General features: G+C 69.1%; 2 protein-coding genes. Both read right to left on the bottom strand.

Features of this window, described 5'->3' with window-relative positions:
* Positions 1-32 precede the first annotated feature (32 nt).
* Positions 33-1,232: a hypothetical protein gene (locus AC13HU_RS34055; protein WP_483045857.1), complete on the bottom strand. Its 1,200-nt coding sequence runs from the start codon at positions 1,230-1,232 to the stop codon at positions 33-35.
* A 1,573-nt stretch (positions 1,233-2,805) separates the two neighbouring features.
* Positions 2,806-3,255, bottom strand: coding sequence for a hypothetical protein (locus AC13HU_RS34050; protein WP_483045856.1), 450 nt, complete (start codon positions 3,253-3,255; stop codon positions 2,806-2,808).
* Between the last annotated feature and the right edge of the window lie 379 nt (positions 3,256-3,634).

Raw genomic sequence — 3,634 nt, 5'->3', positions numbered from 1 at the left:
AGCGCACCGCAGGGCCAACTCCAGTCCCCCGGTCACGCCGCGCTCACCGCCTCCCGGCCCCCGCCCGCCGCCGGCTGCGGCACACGGACCTCGCCGTCGAGCGGACGCGCCGCCAGAGCGGCCAACCGCTGCCGCCAACCGCCGACACCCTCAGGAGCCGGCGGCCGATCCGCGGCACGGACCTGGCCGAGCCGCTGGAAGAGCAGCAGCTCCGCGCAGCGCCGCCGCGCCTGCTCGGCAGCCGCCCGGGCTGGCAGCTCACCGCCGCGGCGCGCCTCGACGGCGAAGACCCGCTCGCCCTCCGCCCGGGCCTCTGTCGAGTCCAGCAGAGCGTCCACCGCCCTGGCCCGCTCCTCACGCAGCAGCTCCTCGGCCAACGTCCGCGCCTCCCAGGCCACCGCAGCCTCCGGCATCCCCTCGCGCCGCAACCGCCCGGTCATCCGCTCGACTTCGCCCTCCAGCCGGACCCGGCACGCGGCCAGCCGCTCGGCCACCACGCCCAGATCCTGCACCGGCCCGCTCACCGCGGCCGCGACCTGCGCCGCCCGCTCCACAGCCTCACCGGCGGCGCGGACCTGCGAGCACACCAGGCACAGACCACCCGCGTCCGGAACCCCGCACCCCTCGCAGGTACGCGCCACCAACTCCGCCTGCGCCGAGGCCAGGTCCTCGCGCTGCCGCGTCCAGGCCACCTCGCGCCGCGCCCGCTCTTCCGCGGCACGCTCCCGCCGGACGGCGTCCTGCGCGGCCCGCAGCGCGACCTCCCGGCTCAGCCGCCGCTCGACCGCCAGCTGGGCCTCGGCCGGCGCCAGACGGGGCAGCTCGGCGGCGACGGCCTGAGCGACCTGGTGCCGCAGCGCCCGCCGGTCCCCGATCAGCAGCTCGCAGCTCGGACACACCAGCCCGGTGTCCATCCGCACCTGGTCATCGCACGCCATCGCGTAGCACTCCGCACGCTGCGGCAGACCGCGCGCCAGCAGCCACCCGACCGGCTCGCGCACCGGCTCACCGTGCTGAGCCGCCAGCCGCCGCTCCAGCCGCTCGGCCAGCACCACCGGCGCCTGCTCCGGCCCCACGATCCCGGCCAGCCGCCGCAGCTCGGCCTTGAGCGCCACCCGCACCCGGGTGCGCCCCCCGGCATGCCCGATCCGGGCCCACTCCAGCCGCACCGGGTCCAGCACCTGCTCCAGCCCCCGCGGCAGCGACCACCGCAGCGGTACCGGTCTCGGCATCCCCGGCTCAGGGTCTGCCTGGTCCTCCCCCGCTCGATCCGGATGCTGTTCCCCGCGAAGCGGGCTCCCCTGCGCACCCGGCTCGTCGACCACGCCGATCCTGCCCGCGCCGCATTCGATCTCGCGCCCGTCCGCGCGCTCCGGCAACGGTGGGAACCCCAACGCGGCTTCGCCGGAAAAGCGAGATGAAGCAGTACCAGAACCACCTTGAGTAACCTCCGGTGCGTGGCCAGGGTGGAGGTCTGCAGAAGCCGACGGGTCGGCTTGCTCGCGAGGAGCCGTACTGACCTGGGCATTTACCGAATCCTTGGCCGCCTGATCCCCGGATGCACAAGTGGAGGTGGCCGACAGGAGGTCTTCCAGGCTCTCCTGGGCCCACCCATCACCGGCCAACACCATTTTGTCCCTGGGAGATTCAGTCCCTGCGCACCGTGGACACGGTCCACCCTCCTGCGCCGGCTCATCCGGCAACATGAAAGAACGGCTGGCAGACTCTGTAGGCGATACCTTGCGCAGCCGTGCATGAGCGGCTGCGACCGCTGGCACCCGAAGTCGACCGCCATCAGCGCGCTCCTCCCCCTCCAACTGGAGGTCCCCGGCGGCCACCAAGCGGTCGACCGCAGCTGCTGCGACATCGACCTCGCAACCCATCAGGCGAGCCACCGTCACATCGGCTCGCCTGACCCCCTGAGCTACCCGACCTGGGGCCATCCGTACCCGACCGTCGGCTCGGGCCTCCAGGCACAGCAGCACCATGGCCAGACGGTCCGTTGCTGCGCCCCGTTCGCGCCGCGATGCCATGAACCCAGCCGAGGTGGCGGGCCTGTTCTTCGGTGTCCATCCCGGGCATGTCACTGCCTCGCAGAACCGCAACAGTGTCGCCAGCTCTCGCTTGGTCAGCGTCCCGAGCGGCGCCCCACCAGCAGCAGCGCGCGCTTCCCGCAGCGGAAGAAGCTCAAAGCGCAGCGCGACAGTCCGCCCCTCCTCGGACCGCTTTGGCGCGCACAAGATGGAACCCGACCTCTTCGCGTCCGGCACCAACGTGTGCCCAACGTGCGAGACCGAGCATCCCAGCCAGCCACCAACGTCACGAGCCGTCATATCTACGACGGCAGACTTCAAGGGAGCTTTCGCCAACAGGACCACGGCGGTCAGCTTGACGAGGGGACTTTGCCCAGCCAGTTGGGAGTCGTGAAGCAGCTCCCGGACTGCGGAGGCAAGAGCCGTACGCATCGCTGGAGATAGCAGAAGAGGCTCATTGGCCTGCTGCTCATCAGCGAGGTTGTCGGGCGAGTGTGGGGCCGGGGCGCGCCGCGTCGTTTCGGCGTTGGGCACGACTGAACCAGCCCTCGGACGGGTAGCTATGATCTGCTCCTGTCGAGGAGGTAGGAGAACAACGGCCATCGCGGACCGGCGCTGCCTGGGGAGGTAGAGGAGCCGATCACGTGACGGTGTGAAGTTTGGAATTTGAGTAGTGCCTAACCTCCTCGACAGATTTGGCCCGGGTCCTGCACCCGGGCCATTCGCATCAGGGGGTAAGTCGCGTCCCCTGAGTGCAAGTCATAAGCCGCTGCTAGCGGGCAGAGTCGGAGACCTCGTTGGTCGGCCGCTTCGATGGAAGTTCCGTGAACCAGAGGCCCAGCGGCGCGTAGTAGAAGGGCTCCGAAGCGAGCTTGAAGAGGGCGGAGCAGTAGGGCCCCGGGCCTGTGGCCAGTTCACATCCGGTTTGGTGTACGAACAGGCCCGTATCTGGCTGGACTTCGTCCGGCAGAGCAGCCCGCGCAGTCTCGATCGTTATTGACTCCCAGACCCGTAGCCCCTGGTCCTTGTTGGCCGGCCGACGTTCTTCCGGCCAGACGAGGCGCTTCAACGCGCCGTAGAGCCGGACCAGAACGATGTCTGACTCGACGATGTGGTGGGCGTCGATCACGCCCTCGTCAGCCGCGTCTCGCGCCACCTTGGGCAGAACATGGGCCTCTTGTGCCAGGGCTCTGAGTGACCATCCGCCCGGGGCAGTCCTCATCAATCCATCCTCACTTTCCGTTAGCGGCATCCTACCCCGTGAATGCCAGCATTTTGGTAATGACAGAACCACCGGGTGTCGCATCGTCGTACTTTCCCACCGCCTGATGGTCCATCAAAAATCCCGAAACCTAGGACAAATCGCCCAAATCAACCGTCATGGTCGCGGTAGTGACAGGAGCAGAGAGGGTGCCGGTGAGCGTGACAGTGTCACGGTGCGAAGTTCCGTCCATGGGCGAGTCGGGCGGTCCCTACGGCGGTAGGCGCGCAACGTCGTGCGTATGGGTGCGTGTTGGGGTGCGTGCGTGGAAGTGGGTGAATATGTGAATCAATATGTAGTTGAAGGGCCCGGCCGATGTGGCCGGGCCCTTCAACTACAT

The sequence above is a fragment of the Streptomyces sp. NH27 genome (genome assembly GCF_056859195.1).
The sequence above is the reverse complement of the archived record's forward strand: the minus strand, read 5'-3'. Positions and strand labels throughout refer to the sequence as shown.